The 18938-nt window shown below is 53.1% G+C and carries 20 protein-coding genes and 1 pseudogene; 7 read left to right on the top strand and 14 right to left on the bottom strand.

The features are described 5' to 3' along the window. Positions 1-45 precede the first annotated feature (45 nt). Positions 46-426, bottom strand: coding sequence for a DUF1824 family protein (locus C7K08_RS03270; protein WP_106499217.1), 381 nt, complete (start codon positions 424-426; stop codon positions 46-48). A gap of 19 nt (positions 427-445) precedes the next feature. Continuing rightward, a pseudogene (gene rpoD / locus C7K08_RS03265) lies at positions 446-1555 on the bottom strand (RNA polymerase sigma factor RpoD); the annotation flags it as partial. 470 nt (positions 1556-2025) lie between these two features. On the opposite strand from rpoD, the gene priA reads away from it, so the two are divergent. Continuing rightward, entirely contained in the window at positions 2026-4239 is a 2214-nt protein-coding gene (gene priA / locus C7K08_RS03260) for a replication restart helicase PriA (RefSeq protein WP_106499216.1), read from the top strand. Here the strand turns inward: priA and C7K08_RS03255 are convergent. The 3 genes from C7K08_RS03255 to C7K08_RS03245 are packed head-to-tail and all read right to left on the bottom strand — an operon-like array spanning position 4193 to position 6626. Then, on the bottom strand, positions 4193-5200 hold the full coding sequence (locus C7K08_RS03255; RefSeq protein ID WP_106499215.1) for a DUF3153 domain-containing protein: 1008 nt from the start codon (positions 5198-5200) through the stop codon (positions 4193-4195). The genes priA and C7K08_RS03255 overlap by 47 nt on opposite strands. 5 nt (positions 5201-5205) lie before the next feature. Further along, positions 5206-6093 carry an acetylglutamate kinase gene (argB, locus tag C7K08_RS03250; RefSeq protein WP_106499214.1) on the bottom strand — a complete coding sequence of 296 codons (888 nt, stop codon included), beginning with the start codon at positions 6091-6093 and terminating at the stop codon, positions 5206-5208. Further along, the gene (locus C7K08_RS03245) at positions 6084-6626 is read right to left on the bottom strand and encodes a DUF2854 domain-containing protein (RefSeq protein WP_106499235.1); all 543 of its coding nucleotides are present in this window, start codon (positions 6624-6626) and stop codon (positions 6084-6086) included. Before C7K08_RS03245 ends, argB begins: the two co-directional genes overlap by 10 nt. Positions 6627-6678: 52 nt before the next feature. Here C7K08_RS03245 and C7K08_RS03240 point away from each other — a divergent pair, with 52 nt between their 5' ends. Continuing rightward, the gene (locus C7K08_RS03240; RefSeq protein ID WP_106499213.1) at positions 6679-6873 is read left to right on the top strand and encodes a hypothetical protein; all 195 of its coding nucleotides are present in this window, start codon (positions 6679-6681) and stop codon (positions 6871-6873) included. Between the two features lie 5 nt (positions 6874-6878). Here the strand turns inward: C7K08_RS03240 and C7K08_RS03235 are convergent, their stop codons facing one another. Continuing rightward, positions 6879-7337, bottom strand: a complete 459-nt coding sequence (locus tag C7K08_RS03235; protein ID WP_106499234.1) for a single-stranded DNA-binding protein — start codon at positions 7335-7337, stop codon at positions 6879-6881. 15 nt (positions 7338-7352) lie between these two features. On the opposite strand from C7K08_RS03235, the gene C7K08_RS03230 reads away from it, so the two are divergent. Next, on the top strand, positions 7353-8141 hold the full coding sequence (locus tag C7K08_RS03230) for a precorrin-6A/cobalt-precorrin-6A reductase (RefSeq protein ID WP_161955805.1): 789 nt from the start codon (positions 7353-7355) through the stop codon (positions 8139-8141). 101 nt (positions 8142-8242) lie between these two features. Next, the gene (locus tag C7K08_RS03225) at positions 8243-8728 is read left to right on the top strand and encodes a hypothetical protein (protein ID WP_106499211.1); all 486 of its coding nucleotides are present in this window, start codon (positions 8243-8245) and stop codon (positions 8726-8728) included. Here C7K08_RS03225 and C7K08_RS03220 read toward each other — a convergent pair. The 5 genes from C7K08_RS03220 to C7K08_RS03200 form a co-directional block, all read right to left on the bottom strand. Continuing rightward, a complete protein-coding gene (locus C7K08_RS03220) occupies positions 8725-9726 on the bottom strand; it encodes an adenosine kinase (RefSeq protein WP_106499210.1) in 1002 nt (333 codons plus the stop codon). The genes C7K08_RS03225 and C7K08_RS03220 overlap by 4 nt on opposite strands. Next, complete coding sequence (locus tag C7K08_RS03215) at positions 9723-11036, bottom strand: adenylosuccinate synthase (protein WP_106499209.1); 1314 nt, start codon at positions 11034-11036, stop codon at positions 9723-9725. The genes C7K08_RS03220 and C7K08_RS03215 overlap by 4 nt, the downstream gene beginning before the upstream one ends. A 100-nt stretch (positions 11037-11136) precedes the next feature. Beyond that, a complete protein-coding gene (gene psb27, locus C7K08_RS03210; RefSeq protein ID WP_106499233.1) occupies positions 11137-11556 on the bottom strand; it encodes a photosystem II protein Psb27 in 420 nt (139 codons plus the stop codon). A 59-nt stretch (positions 11557-11615) separates the two neighbouring features. Continuing rightward, positions 11616-12032 (bottom strand): hypothetical protein, encoded by a 417-nt coding sequence (locus C7K08_RS03205; protein WP_106499208.1) that lies wholly within the window; start codon positions 12030-12032, stop codon positions 11616-11618. Then, positions 12032-13834: a proline--tRNA ligase gene (locus tag C7K08_RS03200; RefSeq protein ID WP_106499207.1), complete on the bottom strand. Its 1803-nt coding sequence runs from the start codon at positions 13832-13834 to the stop codon at positions 12032-12034. Before C7K08_RS03200 ends, C7K08_RS03205 begins: the two co-directional genes overlap by 1 nt. A gap of 164 nt (positions 13835-13998) precedes the next feature. On the opposite strand from C7K08_RS03200, the gene C7K08_RS03195 reads away from it, so the two are divergent. Then, positions 13999-14406: a resolvase gene (locus tag C7K08_RS03195; RefSeq protein WP_241536999.1), complete on the top strand. Its 408-nt coding sequence runs from the start codon at positions 13999-14001 to the stop codon at positions 14404-14406. A 252-nt stretch (positions 14407-14658) separates the two neighbouring features. Here C7K08_RS03195 and C7K08_RS03190 read toward each other — a convergent pair whose 3' ends face one another. Then, a complete protein-coding gene (locus tag C7K08_RS03190; RefSeq protein ID WP_106499205.1) occupies positions 14659-15336 on the bottom strand; it encodes a class I SAM-dependent methyltransferase in 678 nt (225 codons plus the stop codon). A 94-nt stretch (positions 15337-15430) separates the two neighbouring features. Between C7K08_RS03190 and C7K08_RS03185 the strand changes: the two genes are divergently transcribed. Next, complete coding sequence (locus C7K08_RS03185; protein WP_106499204.1) at positions 15431-15799, top strand: 2Fe-2S iron-sulfur cluster-binding protein; 369 nt, start codon at positions 15431-15433, stop codon at positions 15797-15799. On the opposite strand, the gene C7K08_RS03180 is transcribed toward C7K08_RS03185, so the two are convergent. Next, positions 15768-17273: a hypothetical protein gene (locus C7K08_RS03180; RefSeq protein WP_241536998.1), complete on the bottom strand. Its 1506-nt coding sequence runs from the start codon at positions 17271-17273 to the stop codon at positions 15768-15770. The two genes, C7K08_RS03185 and C7K08_RS03180, sit on opposite strands and share 32 nt — an antisense overlap. A 62-nt stretch (positions 17274-17335) precedes the next feature. Between C7K08_RS03180 and C7K08_RS03175 the strand changes: the two genes are divergently transcribed. Then, positions 17336-17581 carry a Nif11-like leader peptide family RiPP precursor gene (locus tag C7K08_RS03175; protein WP_106499231.1) on the top strand — a complete coding sequence of 82 codons (246 nt, stop codon included), beginning with the start codon at positions 17336-17338 and terminating at the stop codon, positions 17579-17581. A gap of 3 nt (positions 17582-17584) precedes the next feature. On the opposite strand, the gene C7K08_RS03170 is transcribed toward C7K08_RS03175, so the two are convergent. Further along, positions 17585-18934: a dihydroorotase gene (locus C7K08_RS03170; RefSeq protein WP_241536997.1), complete on the bottom strand. Its 1350-nt coding sequence runs from the start codon at positions 18932-18934 to the stop codon at positions 17585-17587. Between the last annotated feature and the right edge of the window lie 4 nt (positions 18935-18938).

Raw genomic sequence — 18938 nt, 5'->3', positions numbered from 1 at the left:
CAAAAACAGCCATTTAGCCTACGTAGTCGCCCCCTAATAAAGGGATCAGATGAAGAAATCCAGCGGCAGGGGSCCCCAGGTGTCTTCAGCGGCAGGATTAGAGGGGCATTGGCCGCTGATTAACAAGCCCTCCCCCAGGCCAGCCTCATGGCGAAGCGTTACGGTTCCAGTGCGTTGATTGGCCTTTAAAAACACAGCCCCATCTGGTAGTTGGTGTTGATCAAGCAATTGCATCGCTTGCCAGCCAAGGCTKGCTTCCATGGCACGCAAACTAGCCAAGGCTTGATCTGCGCCGGGGGCCATAACCCCCACCGTGAACCAATCGCAAGCGGCAATGCGCTGCTTGAGATCCTCTGCGAGCTGTTGTTTCTGCTGGGCTGTTAAATCAGGGGCAGATCTCAAACCCTTTAAATCTTCAAGAATCACTTAATACACCTTGTTTGTATTATTTAATATATTCTTTGAGGATGCCATTGCGATTTGGATGGCGCAATTTGCGTAGGGCTTTAGCTTCAATTTGACGAATTCTTTCGCGTGTAACATCAAAAATTTGACCAATTTCTTCCAAGGTTTTCATCCTTCCATCATCTAAGCCGTAGCGTAAACGCAATACATCGCGCTCCCGTGGGCTGAGGGTWGCAAGTACGCCCTCAAGATCTTCCCTTAACAGATTTTTTGCAACATCTTGATCTGGATTCTCGATATCTGCTTCGATGAAATCACCCAAGCGGGAGTCTTCCTCTTTRCCAATTGGTGTTTCTAGGGAAATMGGCAATTGGGCTGATTTAGCTATAAAACGTAATTTTTCGATGGTCATTTCCATCGATTCTGCAATCTCTTCCTCCGTTGGCTTGCGTCCAAATTCCTGGCTTAGGATTTTAGTAGTTTTTTTAATCCGCGARATTGTTTCATATAAGTGCACTGGCAAACGAATTGTTCTGCTTTGATCTGCAATGGCGCGGGTGATTGCTTGACGAATCCACCATGTTGCGTAGGTGGAGAATTTATAACCCTTCTCATGGTCGAACTTTTCAGCTGCCCTGATCAAACCTAGGCTGCCTTCCTGGATTAAATCCTGGAAGGAGAGGCCACGGTTCATATACTTCTTRGCAATYGAWACAACAAGGCGCAAATTAGATTGCACCATTTTTTCCTTTGCTCGCCTGCCAAGCATCAGCCGACGCCTAAACTTAATCAATGGCATCTCAACTAAGGCTGCCCATTCCTTGTTATCTGGATAGTGGCCGTTATCTTCTTCAAACTGGGTGGCAAGTTCTTCTAATTGCAATAAATCAGCAATTTTACGTGCTAATTCGATTTCTTCATCCGCCCTTAGCAAACGAATYCGGCCTATTTCCTGCAAATAAACCCTGATTGAATCCTCGGTGTAAACACCTTTGGGSCCAATTTTGATGCTAGGGGTTTTAATAGCGCCCTTGCCATCTTTAAGATCTGAGGAAAGGGCATCTGCCACCTCCTGCAATTCTTCGGCGCTCACCTCAACGGTGAACTCCTCATCAGCAACGGGATCTGCTGCTGATTTKGCTGATTTCTTTRGTTTTGGCTCAGCTGAGCAGGAGCTTTGGTTTTAGCTGCTGCTTTTTTTGCCACCACGGGCAATTCAGCCGTTTTGGCTGTAGCCAAAGTGGGCTCGATTTCTGCCACTTCGGGCACAGATTCAGTCACAGCAGTAGCAGTCATGCGATCGGGATGCAACAGGGGGAAGCAAGCAAATAAAGGCTTCAGCCAGAAACAATCGGGCAGGGGCCAAATATTTTTTGAAAATAGTTTTCAGCAAGATCTTTCGCCAAGCATTGCTGGCGAAATGGTTTGACAGGGTTGTCAGGGGTGATCGCAGACCCGAAGCAAGCTTCCCAAGGTCTACCCACTGGCCGGAACTCTGCCGTGTTCCGGGAGCTGCTTAGCAGCCCAACCCYCATATCTTAAGAAAAGATCAGAGGATCGGCAAGTAATCAATAAGTRGGTTTGGATAACGGGTTGGGCTCCCCAACGAGCGGGCATTAAGTGGGCGGGCTAGGAACAGCTGTAAATGTGTGGGTTGAAGCGGGCCGGGAAGGGCTGCTGCTCACCTATGGCCAAGGCGATTGCCCCGCCCTGCAAAAGGGGGATCTGGTGAGGGTGAAACTGCGGGGCAGGCTTCATAACGGTTTGGTTTGTTCAGTTAATGCCGAAACCCCTGAAGGGTTAGCACTGGAGCCAGTGCTTGAAAGRCTTGAAAGCGCAGCCATAAACGAACGCTGGCAGGATTTGCTCGTGGCAGTTGCAGCCCAGTGCCACACCGCCCAATTCCARGTGCTTAAAACTGCTCTGCCGAATGGCTGGCTAGGTAAAAAGCAGCAGGCAGCTGGCCTTGGTTGYAAGCAGTTGGTGGCCTCAGCCATCCCCGGGGCGGCCCCAGCATGCCTCACCCAAAAGCAACAAGGCCTTCTTGAGCAATTGCAGCTAACAGGTTCTCAGCCGGCAAAAGAACTGATTGCGGCTGGCTTTGGTAGGTCGTTATTGAAGGCCCTTGAACGCAAGGGTTTAGTTCAACTCAAAAGCGAACTTCAGCCCCCAAAGGGTTGGCCAAGCAGCTCTAGCCCCAGCCTTGAAATCCCACCAGAGCTAAATCCGGATCAAGCAGCGGTATTAGAGCGGCTTAAGCAGCAAAGCAATCAACGCCAATGGCTGCTTTGGGGAGTAACCGGATCAGGTAAAACCGAGATCTAYCTGCGCTGCTGTGCTCCAGAACTAGCTGCTGGCAAAAGTGTTTTGCTCCTYACCCCTGAAATAGGACTCATACCCCAACTTTTRGAGCGYTGCCGCCGCCGCTTTGCTGGCGCTGTGGTGGCCTATCACTCAGGCCTAAGCGAAGGCGAACGACTTGCCGCCTGGCGCCATTGCCGTTCCGGCAGCCCCTGCATTGTGGTGGGAACCCGTTCSGCAATTTTTTTACCRCTGCCCAAGCTTGGTTTAATCGTGCTGGATGAGGAGCACGACAGTTCATACAAACAAGAAGCACCAATGCCCTGTTATCACGCCAGGGATGTTGCTCGGCTCAGGCAGGAAAAGGAGGGTTGTTTAATCCTTCTGGGCAGTGCCACCCCTTGCCTGGAAACCTGGCTTGCCTGCCAAGGTGCCAAAGCCAGCATTGGCCTATTGCGTTTGCCGCAACGCATTGCCGCCAGGCCATTGCCGCCGGTGCGGGTGGTGGATATGCGGCTTGAGCTGGCAGAGGGCCATCGACGCCTGCTCAGCAGACCACTTTTGGATCGACTCAGCGGCCTAGCCGATCGCGGCCAACAGGCTGTGGTGTTAGTACCCCGGCGGGGTTACAACACTTTTTTGAGCTGTAGGAGTTGCGGGGAAGCGGTGAGCTGTCCCCATTGCGATGTTTCACTCACGGTGCATCGCAACAGCAATGGCCAAAGCTGGTTGCGCTGCCATTGGTGCGACCACCGGGAAGAGCTGGCAAGCCGCTGTGGGAACTGCGGTTCTACCGCTTTTAAGCCGTTTGGAGCCGGCACCCAAAAAGTATTGGAGCAGCTAGAGCAAGAGCTAGAAGGTATGCGCCTATTGCGTTTTGACCGTGATAGCACCCGGGGAAGGGATGGCCACAAACAATTATTGGATCGTTTTGCCGCTGGAGAAGCCGACGTTTTAGTTGGCACCCAAATGCTTGCTAAGGGCATGGATCTGCCAAAGGTAACTCTGGCGGTTGTTCTAGCTGCCGATGGCCTTTTGCATCGCCCCGACCTACGGGCAGCGGAACAAAGCTTGCAATTACTACTTCAACTGGCAGGCAGAGCGGGCCGGGGGGARCAACCAGGGGAAGTTCTAGTTCAAASCTACGATCCAGACCATCGCGTTATTAAGCATCTTTTGGCGGGTAGCTATGAACAATTTTTGRAGGAGGAGGTTGCCCTAAGGCGCTCGGCCGGGTTGGTGCCCTTCAGCCGCGCCTGTTTACTGCGCTTTGCAGGCACGCAAGCAAGCATCACAGCCAGTGCAGCAACCACCCTGCTGAACCATGTATCGAAGCAATTAAAAGCTGCCGATTGGCTGGCCATCGGGCCWGCCCCGGCACCTCGGGCAAAGGTAGCTGGCCTYAGCCGCTGGCAACTCCTGCTTCAAGGCCCATCTRGCAGCGCCATTCCGCTACCAACTGAGCAAGAGTTACGCCAATTGCTGCCTAAAGGGGTGCATCTGGCGATCGATCCAGATCCGTTGGAGCTTTAAGCAATCTCTGTTGGAGCAACAAGCTAGTTGCAAGCAAAAATGCTGTTGCCAGTGCGCCTAAGCCCAGGCCACTCCATCGCCAGCAGGAAAATTCGAATCGATTTAATTGGCCTGGCAATAGTTGCCAATCCAAACCATTTGCACCCTCTGCCTCCGGCATTAGGGGTTCTGCTAGTTCAACAGCCCTTGRGGCCAGGGGCCTGAAATGCAGGTGCATAAACAAGCCGGGCACAGGATCAAGCGCTCTCAGATCCCAGCTCAATTGCATCTGCTGCTGAACTCCCACAAGCCAGTTGCGCTCACGCCAGTTGATTTCCGGCTCCTGCACTTCAATGCCATAGCGCTGCTCAAAGCGTTGCAACTCAACCCCAATTAGTGGTTTTAATTGCTCGAGGATTAAAACCCCACTGCGGCTGGCTGGTTGCCCCTGCAATTGCTGCTGGAATTCAAGCCTGCCTGGCCCATGGAATTCAATGCTGCTATCAACCCTCATGCAACCGGCTAGCAGCAGGGTGAGGCATAGCAAAAAGAGGCCAGCGAATAGGGCAAAGCCAATGGGAGCCTTTGTTTTACCAACCGGTGGTGCAGGTTTAGGCATTTCTTTTTTTGCCCTGCCACGGCTTGCCGCGCCGCGGGCTAAGCCCTCAAGGGGGGGGCTATCACCAAGGTGGGGCAATTCGATGCTCCATTCCTTAGGGCGTTGCAAAACGGGCGCTTCGATAATTGCTAAAACCGCCTGGGCCTGGCGGCGTTGCTCACCACCACCAACCAGGATCACCTCACGGCAACAGGAAACAGCACTGGCTTGATCATTCAAACCTTGATATGCGGTAGCCAGCCACAGCCGCAATTCAGCTCCCTTGGCATTGGATGCAGGTAGTTCGGTTCGCAGCGGCTCGAGCAAGCTCACCACCTTGCGATATTCACCACAATCAAGGGCTCGCCGCGCTTCTGGGTGCATCTGGCCTAACCCGAACTGCTTCCCACCACCATGGTGCCAATGCCCGCCTTGGTRAACACTTCGAGCAAAAGCGCGTGGGGCACMCGRCCATCAACGATATGGGCTGCCTTAACCCCTTGGGCTAGGGCGCGAATGCAGCATTCGGTTTTTGGAACCATGCCACCGGCCACAACCCCGCTGGCGATCAATTCCCTSGCTTGAGAAAGGGTGCTGTGGCGAATCAATGAACCTGGATCGGCCCGATCCCGCAAAATCCCMGGTGTGTCGGTGAGGAGCACAAGCTTTTCGGCATCTAAAGCAGCCGCCAACTCACCTGCAACCGTATCGGCATTGATGTTGTAAGACTGCCCTTCARCGTTTGGGGCAACACTGGAAATCACTGGGATATAACCCAAATCCAAAAGCGGAATAATCACGGCCGGATTAACCCGTGCCACATCGCCAACAAGCCCCAATGAGCCGTCCCCATGGGTACGTGCCTGCACAAGGCCTCCATCGGCGCCACTRAAGCCAACGGCATTGCCGCCCACATGATTTAAACCATTAACAATTTGCTTATTTACCCGCCCTACCAAAACCATTTCCACCACGTCCATGGTGGCGGGATCGGTAACCCTTAAACCCTCTTGAAAAACCGCCTCAATCGCCAAACGCTTTAACCATTGATTGATCTCGGGTCCACCACCGTGCACTACAACGGGTCGCACACCAACACTGGCAAGYAGGGCTATATCGCGAAAAACCGCCTCGCGCAGATGTTCATCCACCATGGCGGCACCGCCGTATTTGATAACCACCCTGCGGCCACTAAAACGCTGGATGAAAGGCAGTGCTTCACTAAGAACCTCCACCCTTAGGGCGTCGTGGGGGGAGATGCTCGGATCTATGGGCATGGCTGTCTAAAACAAATGTTCAGGGCATTGGCACCGTTTTCCTCTAGGCAAGCCTCTAAGCCGGGGCCAAAAAATCTACCCAAACGATCCTCCAAGGCAAACCAACGGCTTTTATCAACGGCGTTGAGCTGCACTTGCAGGCGCAGGGCATAGCGATCGCCATAGTTGTATTCCTCGATGCTTTCAAGCTGGGGCGGATTATCTTCATCCCACAATTTGAGCGCCTCCAAGGAACTTTCCAGGTGTGCTTTTTGGCCATAACGCCATCGCACCACATCCTTGAGCAATTTGAGTTGACCCTCGGTGGCAGTTTTATCGCGCAGTTCTTGAAATTGGGCAGGGGCCGTTAGGCGCCTCACCGGCGGCAGCTCGGAGGATTTAAGGGCAAGGCCCCCCAAAAATATGGGGATGCCATAGAAAATTGTTGGCAAACTGAGATTGGGCGCGTCGGTGGCGTAGGCAATCGAACCGATAACCGTGAGCACCGAGCCCAACACGGTTAARAGGGAACCGGGGGAAAGAATGGCTTGCATTCCGCCATCTTCCTCCAAAGGGCTCCAGGATGGGGCTTGATTCAAGCTTTATATGACCAGCAGCTCAGAAGCTTCTGAACAAAGCGATGCCAAAGAGCTGATTACAGCTCTTGAGCAAGACCGTGGTTGGTTAYTAAGGGAACTTGATGGCGGCAGCTGGCCGGAACTGCGCCTTGATCTAGCGGCCTTAGAGAGGGAATTAGGCCAACTGCTGGAGCTAGCAAGCCAAAAAATATCCCCCAATTAAGCCGGCTAGAAGGGAATTTCATCCTCTGGTAAATCCACCAGGGGGCCTGTGTTCCAACTGGTTGGTTGCACCGATGGGCTGGCTTTAGCTRCTGCTGCCGGCGGCTTGTTCGCCACCGTTGCCACAGGCGCTACYGCAGCAACTTGRGGCGTTGCTGGGCTGGCACCCAGCGGGTGGATACGGGCCAAGGTGAATTCAACCTTTTTTTCCTTAACTCCATCGGCACGGGCCACGGTGTTCATGCGTAAACGCCCTTCAACCACCAAGCGTTGACCAACGCTTACTCGGTTTTGTAGGTCTTGGGCCAAGCTGCCAAAACCAACAACCTTAAGTTCGCCGGCTGGGTCYTCRGGCCGCAAACCCTCAAGCCGCACGGCCATTTCGGCAATAGGGGTTTGGTTGTCTTGGGTGTATCTAATTTTTGGAGCCTCCAGCACTTCAACTTCCAGCAGGCATTGGTTCACAACAAAAACGCAACCGTGGTTCCTATTCTCCCCCAATCAGTCCCCAGCCACCAGCGGCTCTGGCTGCTYAGTGGTACGGGAGAAGGGCCAAAACTGGCCRRGGCCTTGATAGGGCGGGGCTGGCAGCTAAGGGTGAGTGTTGTTTCAGCCGCCGCTGCCCGCGCCTATCCAAACCATCCCAAACTGGAAATCCAAATTGGCGCCCTGGGAAATAACGGCGAATTAAAGCTTGCCCTCGAGCAATGGCCCTGCCGCTGGGTAATTGATGCCACCCATCCATTTGCMCGCCATATTCATCAGCAACTAAACCAAGCCTGCRGCGAATTACACCAGCCACTGCTGCGCTATTGGCGGCCGGAGCTGGCACCAGGAAAGGCAAARATTTTGCCCAATCTTGCCGCCCTAAACAATGAAGCYCTTGAGGGCAAGGTATTACTCCTAGCCCTTGGGGCCAGGGAATTGAGCAAAGCATTGCAATACAGCAGAGCTAGCGACCACTGCGTGCGCCTATTGCCTAGCCCTGGGGCCCTAAGGCAGGCCCTTAGCCATGGCTTTGCCCCTGAGCGGATTGCCTGCTTGAAACCCCATCCGAGCCAATGGTTYGTGGAGGCAGCTCTCTGCCGCCAATGGGGCTGCCACAGCGTGCTCACCCGTCAATCGGGGGGCCTGAATGAGAACCATTGGCATGAACTTTGTAAAGCCTTAAATCTGCAATTGCTTTTGCTTTCCCGCCCTAACGGCGCTGGCTTAAACATCAAAGAACTACTGGCTCAAATTGGGCAACCGTGTAATTACGGGAATTGAATTATGTAAAAATGAATAACTGCTAAAGGATTCCACAGGCTTAAAATTGTTGCGGAATTGAGATCGCTCAGCTATTATTATAATAAATTTATTTAATAAAAATGGCCGAATTAGCAGTTGAGGTGGAGAAAGTACTCCAGGCGGACCCGTTAAATTCCTCAGAGATAAAACCTTTACCTTCTAGCGAGAAAGGAGCCTTAGACCTCCTCGAAGAAGAAGTTGCAACAAGCACGAAAGAATCCACTGCAGTAGATACGTCTAGTAGCACTCAAGGAACATCAGAAACCATTGACACATCCCAAGAAACCATTGATGTATCTGATACTTCTCAAAAACCAGAAGAAGCTAATACTAGCGAAAAGGCACCAACTGAGATGGCGACTTCAGATTTCTCGGAAGTTGCAAATGATTCAATGAGTGAATCCATGCAAAAACTTCAAGAACTTAGCGCGGGTGAGTTATATTTTGCACTTGCCATGGGGCAAACAAGTGATTCAAATAAAATATCTGAAATAGCCAATTGGCAATCAACATTTGGAACAGGTGAAGACTCAGCAATTTTGTATCATAATGTTCATAACGCTTAATCAATACCAACTAAATTAGCTTCAATTAATCCCAACAAATCAACCTGCGAACGGGGACCCATTTGGGTAACAACCCTACCCGCGCAGATCGAACCRGCATGCCCGCAACGTTCGTAGCTCCAGCCYTGGCTATAGCCATAAAGGAAACCAGCGGCGTAGCARTCACCGGCACCTGTGGTGTCGAGCAAATCGCCAAAAYGATAGGGCGGTATTGAAAAAGTAGTATCRCCAGTGAGCACCAATGATCCCTCAGARCTGCGCGTGAGGCAAGCAATCTTGCAATGACCACGCACTAAATCCGTAGCAACTTCAAAGGAATCAGTGTTATACAAACTAGTGATTTCTGCTTCATTAGCAAACAAAATATCAACATAACCTTCCACTAATTCAAGAAAGCTCTGTTGATGCCGTCCCACGCAAAATGGATCAGAGAGGCTTAGGGCAACCTCACCGCCATGGGCTTTTACTTCAGCGGCAGCGGCAAGAAAAGCTTGTTTTGCGGCCTCAGCATCCCAGAGATAACCCTCTAGATACAGAACTTTGGTTTCACGCACCATMGAAAGGTCTAGATCCTTGGGATCTAAATCAATAGAAGCGCCAAGAAAAGTGCCCATCGTGCGTTGGGCATCAGGGGTAACAAGAATCATGCAGCGGGCAGTGGCAGCTCCTGATTCAGCGGCGGGAGTATCAAATCTTGCGCCAGTGGCCCTTAAATCATGGGCAAATATTTCACCCAACTGATCATTGCGCACCCGGCCGATAAAACCGGCCCTAGCCCCAAGCTGGGCAACGGCTGCAATCGTATTTGCGGCAGAACCTCCGGAGGTTTCGATGCCATTCCCCATGGCGCTATACAAGCTATCTGCCTGCTCAGCGTTCAAAAGGGCCATGGTGCCTTTTTGCATACCTTGCGATAGCAAAAATTGCTCACTGGMTGGAGCCAACACATCAACGATGGCATTACCAATGCCAACCACATCGAAGCGGGGGGATGTCATGCGCTCAGGAGTGCTCGTTTTGGTCCGTGGATGGGATCCTCCACCACGATCGTTTGATCACGGCTGGCCCCAAGCGACACAATTGCAATGGGCACCTCCATCAATTCAGCCAGAAAACGCAAGTAGGCCATTGCCGTGGCGGGCAATTCATCTAAMCGGCGACAATCGGCCGTGGAGGTTTGCCAGCCGGGCAGGGTTTCATAAACTGGGCGGCAACGGGCGAAATCAGCTGCACTGCTTGGGAAATGCATAATCCGCTCACCATCGAGCTCATAGGCAACACAAACTTCAATTTCATCTAGTTCATCGAGCACATCCAACTTYGTGATCGCCAAGCAATCAAGGCCATTCACYTCAACGGCATAGCGRCCGATCACTCCATCAAACCAACCACAGCGGCGGCGGCGGCCAGTGGTAGTGCCGTATTCACCGCCGCGATCGCAGAGGTGATCCGACAGGCTCCCCTCCAGTTCCGTTGGGAAAGGGCCCTCACCAACCCTTGTGGTGTAAGCCTTGGCAACCCCAATTACGCGATCGATCAGGGTGGGCCCCACTCCAGCGCCAATACAGGCGCCCCCAGCCACAGGATTTGAGGAAGTTACGTAGGGATAGGTGCCGTGATCTAAATCAAGCAGGGTGCCCTGGGCCCCTTCAAAAAGAATATTTTTGCGTGCTTTTGCTGCCCCATGGATGCTGCGGATGCAATCCACCACATGGGGTGCCAATAGGCGCCCATAACCGGCGTATTCAGCAATAACAGCCTCAGCGTTAAGGGGCTCTAGGCCATGRATKCGCTCCAGRAGCAAATTCTTGGTTTTAATTGGGCCCTCGAGCCTTTCGCGCAGGTGTGCCTCATCAAGGAGGTCGATTACCCGAATGCCATTGCGCTCTGCTTTATCTGAATAGGTGGGGCCGATGCCGCGGCCGGTGGTACCGATGCGACCACTACCCCGTTGCTCCTCAATCGCCTTATCGAGCAGGCGGTGATAGGGCATGGTTACGTGRGCAGTGGATGCCACCTTCAAACCACTGGCATCAATGCCATTGCTGGCGAGCATCTCCAGCTCACCGAGCAACACCTTGGGATCTACAACAGTGCCGGAACCGATCAGACACATGGTGTCTGGGTAGAGGATTCCCGAGGGAATGAGGTGCAACTTGAGCACCTTGCCATCCACAACAATCGTGTGACCGGCATTTACCCCCCCCTGGTAACGCACCACCACATCGGCGGAGCGGCTTAGCAAGTCGGTAATTTTCCCCTTGCCTTCGTCACCCCACTGAGCCCCTATGACGACAACGTTGGCCAAGGCAAGGGCGGCACGGGGCCGCTTCTCAAGACAATCCGAAAGTTTCTCAGATCAAGGTGCCTTGAGTCAAAGAAAAACTTTTAAATTGCTGCAAGATTGCTCAAGATCCYCTGGTAACACTAGTTTCAGCCTTGTGTAATTCCTTATCTATGCGCTTTACCAAGGCCTCGGGCAATGGTCTATTGGCATAGCTGGCGTAGTGGCCAGCTAAGGAATTCAGGGCTGTTTGCATTGTGGTGAAGGAGGCGAGTCCGTTCACGGAACTATTGGGGCGATAGAGGGCGATGTAGCTATTGATTAGGGCCCTGGCATCTCGCTGCTGGTTAGCCCGCTCTGGCCCCTCAGCCGGAGTGGAGATGGTGGTTATCAAGGCTTCTGCCACCGCCATGGTGTCGTCTACATAGGATCCGGTTAAACCGGAAGCAGATTCACCACAAGCCGTTAGGCCAAGGGCCAAACAGCCGATCAGAAGAAAGCTGAGCAAAGGCYTTATCAGTTGCTCGTTTATTTGGTTTTGCATGTGCCTTAAGAGCGATTGCAGCTTTGTGGGCAACATGGTTTCCAAGCAATTGCTAAAGCTTAATTGCTACGCCAACGGGGGGGCAGCTGCGCAGCTGKGCAATGGCTGATTGCAAGCTGTTTTAGCCAAGTTGGAGGAAGGCTTCCATCAGCCCCCGACCAACTGCGTTCAAGGGAAGGATCGCGTCGATTAATACCCAGCAGCGGATCCTCACGGCGCAAATTAATCAAACTGATCAAACCGCTGGCCGGCCTAGCGCCATCGCACTCCAACTGAACCTCCAGGCTGATTTGCTCGCCAGCTGGATTTTTAATTAAAACCGGCAGTTGCCAAAGGCTTCGATCTGGCCCTAAACGGGTTTTGGTTTTTGATTCACCTAGCCACACCTCACGGCTGCCTAAGCGGGCAACAGGCTGCCCGCAGCCCCATAGGCAAAGCAAAAGGCCAAAGCCCGAGAGGGGGAGCAGGGATTTCACTAATCACCTAGCCGTTGAAGGCTCAGGCGCTTGAGTAAAAAATCTATTAGTTCAGATGCAGGGCCCTCCTGTTTATCGCCACTGGAGCGTTCAACCAACTCCACCACCCCATTGGCGGCTCCCCTGCCCACCACCAGTCKCCAGGGAATGCCGATCAATTCAGCATCCTTAAATTTCACTCCCGCCCGCTCGCTGCGATCATCCAAGAGCGCATCAACACCAGCTGCKAGCAATTGCCCATAGAGCCCCTCTGCCAGGTCTACCTGTTGGGGATCTTGGGCACTGGCGATTACTAACACCACCTCAAATGGGGCAATCGGCACTGGCCAAATGATGCCGGCAGAATCGTGGTTTTGTTCCACAGCAGCCTGGGCCAAGCGCGAAACCCCAATGCCGTAACAGCCCATCCACAGGGCCTCCTCCTCTCCCTGTTCATTGGTGAAACGGGCATCAAGCGCTTCTGAATACTTCCTACCCAATTGAAAAATGTGCCCCACCTCAATGCCGCGGGTGGCCTGGAGCACTTGAGCTGGATCGTGGCAGCAGCGGTCGCCCGCTTGGGCGGAACGCAGATCAAGCACCTCAGGCAGTGGAATCCCATTGGTGCCCCAGCGGGCCCCAACCAAATGTTGGTTAGGGGTGTTTGCACCGCAAACAAAACAGTTGAGCTGGGCGGCGCTGCTATCGGCRTAACGCAAAAATTTTGGCGCCAGTGATGGGCTGCCWGCCAGCACGGAATCATCCAGATCAGGACCCACATAGCCCATCGGAATCAAGCKGGGATCTGCCAAGCARGATGCTTCCAAGGCCTGCAGTTTGAGCAGGCTTCCCCATTGGGAACCATGGGCTCTGGTTAGGGCATTGCTCAATTTCACCTCATTTARTTGCTGGTCGCCCCGCAGGCTCACCAGCAATGCGTGGCTAGTGCCATTGCTGAAACGCGCCACCAGCAAAAGCACCTTCACCGTTTGGCTCKGTTGAAAGCCATGGGCTGAACAAAGGGCTTCAATGCTGGTTTGACCAGGGGTAGCCAGATAACTGGCTTCGGCTATCAAAAGTGGTTCAGCTTCCGGTGCCAAGGATTCAGCCCTTTCCTGGTTGGCGGCATAGCTGTTATCTGCGCTGATCAAAATCAGATCTTCACCGGCGTCGGCCGTAACCATGAATTCCTTACTGGCGGAGCCACCAATCGCACCGCTATCAGCATCAACTGCGATCGACTGCACACCGCAACGGGCAAAAATTCGCTTATAGGCCGCTTCCATCACCCCATAGGTGTTGGCCAGGTCGCCGCTGCTGGCATGGAAGGAATAGGCATCCTTCATGATGAATTCGCGGCCGCGCATCAAGCCAAAGCGGGGTCTGATTTCATCACGGAATTTGGTTTGAATTTGATARAGGCTTGCWGGTAATTGCCTGTAGGAACGCAACAAATCAGCAGCCAGGGTGGTGATTACCTCTTCATGGGTGGGGCCAAGCCCCAGGGCACGATCCTGGCGATCCACCAGGTTGAACATGATTCCTTCCCCATCGGTGTAGCCAGCCCAACGGCCACTGCGCTGCCAGAGCTCTGCCGGCTGGAGCTGGGGCAAGAGGGTTTCCAGCGCGCCGGTGGCATTCATCTCCTCTCGAACAATCGCTGAGACCTTGCTTAAAACCCGCCACATCAAAGGCAGATAGGCGTAGATGCCAGCCGCCAGCCTTCTGATGTAACCGGCCCTCACCAGGAGGCGATGGGAGGGGATTTCAGCTTCGGCGGGGTCATCGCGCAGCGTCACCAGGAGTAAACGGGAGACGCGCATGGGGAATTTGTGGCTTGGCCGGAAGCTATCACTGGGCCGCGGCGATGGGACGCTTTTTTTAGCTCCACAGCACAGGATTTAAGCCTGGACCAACGAAAAACATCTGCTATGGTCTGGCGAAATCCCGCTTGTCCAAGAGCTGTCTCATGGTTGCCATATCCCCCATGGGTTACACGAACGAAGAAGTAGTTGCCAGTGATGCACTCATCTCCATCGATGACGTGCAGCGGGCCCTAAATCGCTCTAGGGCATCYGTTTACAGATACACAAACACCGACCCCCGCAACCTCAATCCACCCTTTAACGCCCGCAAGCTCAATCCTGAATATCGCAGCGACCAAAAGGAAGCGTTGCTATTTCACCCCAATGAGGTGGCTCGTTTTGCCAGGGATGTGCTGCGCATCAAGGAGGTAACGGTTGAGGTGCTCAACTCCCCCTATTCAGCAACTCAACAACTGCTCAGCACAATCCTSGAGGAACTGCGTGATATCCGTGTTCTGCTAGCTGAATCAAGTAGCAACAGCACCACCGACCTGAATTCGCGCCGGGATCTAAAGCGCAATGTTGCCTGATGCAAACCTAAAAGCTGCATATCCTTGCAGCGCCTGTCATTATGCAAATAACCCAATCCAAGGGTTGTTGTTGATCCCTTTGTATGACACCTGGCTTAGAAACTGATAGTGAACAAAATGGAGAGCCCCACAGTAGGGGCTTCCATCCAGTTGCTGAATTAACCGGACTGAGCATTGGCTTTGCAGCGATTTTATTGCCAATTTGCTGCGTTTTGGCTGATCAAATACTGCCCTTGCCCACCAATCAAGTGATTATTGGCGTCGCAGCGCCACAACCCCTTCGTACTGAAGCGCCTGAAATACCCGGATTGGATCGCTGAATCCCGCCGCATCCAGCAGAGCCGAGCGGCGAGCTTCACCAATCGGGTAGAGCCCTTGATTGATAAGGGGCAGTTCCTGGCCTAGGCCACTGGMCCTTTGAAATTGCCCTAGGGCCCCCTGGAATTGCTGTTCCATGGCGCTATTCAAGCCGCTGCCACCGCCCATTAAATCAAGCAGCAACAGGGGCGCCCCAGGCTGAAGCAAGCGGGCCAAGGAAGCGAGAAAGGCCAATTTGGAGCCATCGTCTGCCAATTCCTGCAACACCAGCACCGCTGTGGCAGCAGCAAAACATTGCTCCCCAGGCAAATTCTCCACCGGACCTTGAACCCATTGCACCGCTTCGGCATCACTGCCAAGCCTCTGGCGGGCCGCCTCCACCATGGCAAATGAGGGATCCACTGCTGTGAGCTGCCAATCRCTTCTTTGCGCCCTGGCCTCTAGTAGTTCAGCCCCAGTGCCGCAACCAACCACCAGCACAGGCGCCCCCTCTACGGCGGCCGTTGGGAARCCAGASATCAAGGCCACCGATAAACGAGCCAAACTGCGATAGCCAGGAATTTGGCGTTCGGCCCTGTCGTCGTAGGCGGAACTGGAAAGTTGTGTTTCCAAAATTTGTGGCCTGGGTAAGTTGCCAAATGTTAGGCAGAGCCATTCGGTTGCCCCGGCCGGTTAAGTTGGCTGGCACCTAATCAATCCAAACGCCGTGCCCACCATCCGTTTTGAGCAGGAAGCCCAGCAGGTTGGTTGCATTGAAGGGGCAAATCTCCGCAAAGCCGCCTTGGATGCTGGTATCAACCCTTACAAAGGCCTGAATAACCTCAACAACTGCGGTGGGGTAGGCCAGTGCGGCACCTGCGTTATGGAAGTGGTGGAGGGTATGAACAACCTCTCGCCCCGCTCAGATGTGGAGGAGGTTTACCTCGCTGATCGCCCCGCTAACTACAGGCTGAGCTGCCGCACCAGCGTGAATGGCGACGTAACTGTTAGAACCCGCCCTGCCGATGGGGCGGGMCAAGGATCAAACAGTTTGCTTGGTGCCCTCAAGGCTCTGTTGCCAAGCCTCCGTCGCTAAATTGCTCTAGTTTTTGCAATAAATTATCCACGCCAGCACTATTTATCCCTGATAAGTAGGTGAGTTTTAACTGCTCCAAGATTTCCGAGAGCAGAGCCTGGCTCTGCTCCAATGTTGCTGTTTCACCTAGGGCGTCCCCAAGCTCATGCCAAAAGGCTTCACTGGCACTTAGCCATAAATCTTTAACCCGTTGGTCATCCCTACTCAATTCAGCGGCTGTGCCTTTGGATAGATCTAAAAGGGCYTCGATTACACCAGCGGCTAATTGCCTACTGAATTCCCTCTCCATTATTTGCACYGGCTGAAGTTTTTGCAGCGGTGCTGATAGTGGGGTTTTAACTAAACTTCTTTGCAAGCCATAGGCCAACAATTCCTTACCTTGGGGCGCCAATCTTGGCAAAACCCGGCCAAGTAATAAGGGAAGCCACAGCCGCAATAAACCTTCAATATCTTGCTTTTCAGCAACTTGAAAACTGTTTGGTTTGCCTAATCTTTTAATTCGCTGTTCCCATTGGGGGGAACGAATTAACCCCTGCAAACCCTCTACTAATTGCAGCGCAATTACTTCAATCAGTTCCACAGCCAACAGGGCCACAACGCCCCTGCTCACCACCACTCGCACCGGTTCAACATCCACTAGRCCACTACTCCTAAGCCTGCTTGCCACTGGTATCACCCGGGCAACACGCCAAAAAGGCAGTAGTAAAGGCAAATCCATCCAACGTCTCAAGCAAGCATCACGCCATGAAAGAGCTGGAAAGCGGCGTTTTAATTGCAGCACTCGCAAGAGAATATCCAGGGCAAATACGCTTTGAAACCACACCAAATCAATGCGCCAGAACCGCTCAGTTGCCCTACCGGTTTCATCGATTGAACGCCAATAATTAGTTGCAACCAGGGGTARCACCTCCTGCTGCCAAAAAATACGTTCTGCCGGCCATGGATTTAAAAGTAACCATTCAGAGCTGAATAGTTTGGCCGCCCCAAGCCGAGCAGATTCAAGGCCGGTGCGTTGCCTTAAACGGTTTTTGATCCGTTCCAGGGTGCCTGTTTTATTAGCCGCCAAAAAGGGGTTTTCGGTTATTAATTTATCCGTAAGCGCCAACTGTTGCCCTAATAATTGTTTGCTTTTATTAGTTGTAAGTTTATTGCTTAATAAATGTTGATCCAAATCATGCCAACGCCTTAAATAGTTTTCCGTATCGCGATGGGGTTCGATACCTTTGATCGGGTCGTAGTAAGGAGTGATATCAGGTAAAAAAGTAAGCGGTATGGCTATGGCAACCCCTGGAAATAAATACAACTGCCGTTGCAACCAAAAATTTCGCAATGGCACATAACTGATATCAAACACCACCAACAGCAAGTTGAGGCTGGCCCAAATGGCCACAAATAAATCCCAACTGTGCCCCAAAGGCCTTAGGGGCAGATGGTTGCGCCATTTAGGGGCATGCAGCCAGCGGGGTCGCACCATCACATATTTTCAATCACCCCAGGCTATAGGGAGTAACTTGCCCTTGATTGCGGGCTAACAAGGTGGCATTGCACCAATTAGATCAATTTTTGCAGCAAGCGCGCCTGGATCCAAACCTGGCCGAGCAATTGAAACAGCCCATGGATCTAGAGGCTTTCCTTGCTTTGGCAAGCCGAGCCGGTTACCAGCTCAGTGAACAGGATGTGTTGGCAGCCCAGGCAAGGCAGGAAGCAAGCCTGAGCAACCGCGACCTACAACAGCGTGCTGGGGAAGAAGCCCGCCGCTTGCGTTCTTTCATTCCCGGCTAGTGCTCAGTTTGTAAATTGCAGCGCCTTGCCCCGGCAGGCTTCATTGAATTGGCCCTTTTCATAGCCAACAACACCTGCCACCACCGTTGCTTCAGGCCAACCGATCAATTCCCAACCCTCAAAGGGACTCCAGCCACAGCGGCTTACCACCTCCTCCCTAAGCACGGGCTTGGAGCGATTCATATCTACCAACACCAAATCCCCATCCCAACCAGGCTCCAACTTGCCTTTACGTTCAATTCCATAGAGTTCRGCTGGTTTCAAACTCATCCAGTTGGAAACTTGGGCCAAGCTGCATCGGCCAAGGCCAACTTGAGTAAGCATCAAAGCCAGTGATGTTTCAACCCCTGGCATACCAGAGGGACTATGGGGATAGGGTTTTGCCTTTTCTGTGAGGGTGTGGGGTGCGTGGTCGGTGGCGATGCAATCGATAACCCCATCCAATAGGGCTTGCCAAAGCATTTCTCTGTCTGCAGCGGTGCGCAGGGGTGGATTCATTTGGGCAAGGCTGCCGATTAAGCCATAGGCACTGCTATCCAGCAAAAGATGCTGGGGGGTTACCTCTGTRCTGATCAGAGYGGTTTTGTTGTGGCGCAACCATTCCGCCTCTGCCCCAGTGGTGAGATGAAGCACATGTAAACGGCGGCCATARCGATTTGAAAACAGCACAGCCCGCTGGGTGGCAAGCATCGCTGCCTCTGGATCATGCACTTGGGAATGGAGATCCGGCGGCCGTTCAGAGGGGTTGGGGTATTGGGCTARAAGCATTTCACTGCGCTGGCGCAGCCGCTCTTGATCTTCTGCGTGCACGGCAATCAAGGCCTTGCCAGTTGCAAAAATGCGTTCCTGGCCATCGATATCACCACAATCAAGGATGCCCTTGCCGCTTCCCATAAACATCTTTATGCCGCACACCGGGCCTGGGTTGCTTAGGGCATCCAGGTTGGAGCAATCACCGCAGGCACCAAAAAAGAAGCCGTAGTGCACGCGGCTAACCGCTGCAGCCCGTGCCAACTTGGCTGTGAGCGCCTCGGCRCTAATTGTTGGTGGCACCGTATTAGGCATTTCCAGGTATGCCGTTACCCCTCCCCGTAAACAGGCCCGGCTGGCGCTAATTAGGTCTTCCTTATGGGTGAGGCCAGGATCACGGAAGTGCACTTGGGGATCAATCACCCCTGGCAACACGGTTAACCCATGGGCTTCCAGCACAGGGCCATCCCAAGCAGCGGCTKGAATCTCATGGCAGGCCTCAATTACGCCAGCTCGGATCTCTAAATCCAGCGATCTCAAACTGCCATCGGCTTGCAGCACTTGGCCACCGCGCACCATCAAATCWCCTTCGGCCATAGCCATGGCA

This window comes from Synechococcus lacustris str. Tous, from assembly GCF_003011125.1.
GTDB lineage: Bacteria > Cyanobacteriota > Cyanobacteriia > PCC-6307 > Cyanobiaceae > Synechococcus_D > Synechococcus_D lacustris.
The sequence above is the reverse complement of the archived record's forward strand: the minus strand, read 5'-3'. Positions and strand labels throughout refer to the sequence as shown.

Coding starts and splice junctions, on each gene's coding strand:
- C7K08_RS03225 (WP_106499211.1), top strand. CDS start 8,243: ATGGCCGAATTAGCAGTTGAGGTGGAGAAAGTACTCCAGGCGGACCCG.